Origin of the sequence: Thioclava sp. SK-1 (assembly GCF_001705665.1) — a bacterium.
GTDB lineage: Bacteria > Pseudomonadota > Alphaproteobacteria > Rhodobacterales > Rhodobacteraceae > Thioclava.
On the sequence record NZ_MDHA01000052.1, the window covers coordinates 1 to 590 of the forward strand.

Below are 590 nucleotides of genomic sequence, written 5' to 3' on the forward strand. Positions count from 1 at the left end.
ACGCCCGTAGCCCACGATCTGAAACCTGCATCAGGCGGCACAGATACGCACGTGAAAGATCTCCGCGATACCCCGCAATGAATTGAAATCTCATTGCTTTTGGATCGCGAAGAAGATTGCAGCTTTTTTAACACCTCCCTCTCCTCCCGCAGAATACGGTTCTCTTTACGCAAGCGCTCATTCTCGCGGCGCAACTCCGCGTCCTCAGCTGCTGTTGGATCGGTCGAGTAATCCCGCATCCACTTGCCCAAGGTCGAAAAACCAACCCCAAGGTCCGACGCAACCTGTCGCCGTGTCAGGCCGCTGTGCGCCGCGATCCGAACCGCTTCGCGCTTGAAATCTTCACTATGCTTGGCTGCCATATCCAGTCTCCTTCAAAGCGAGCATTGCTCACAGAAAACCGGAACGGAAGTGATGCAAGTCCAGACAGGTCCCGATCAATGGCACGCGCTCAAAGGCGCTTCGGTCCGAACTGGGTGTTCCGTTCCGCTGTTACCGTCCCTATGCCATCACCTCACGCTGCGCCTCACCATCTCCTGGGCTACCCGCTCAGTGCGGGTGGCCGGTCTTGATCATTTCATGCCAAACTC

At 56.4% G+C, this 590-nt stretch carries 1 pseudogene; it reads right to left on the reverse strand.

Annotated elements, in window-relative coordinates:
* Window positions 1-362, reverse strand: a pseudogene (locus BFP70_RS12545) (transposase); the annotation flags it as partial.
* Between the last annotated feature and the right edge of the window lie 228 nt (window positions 363-590).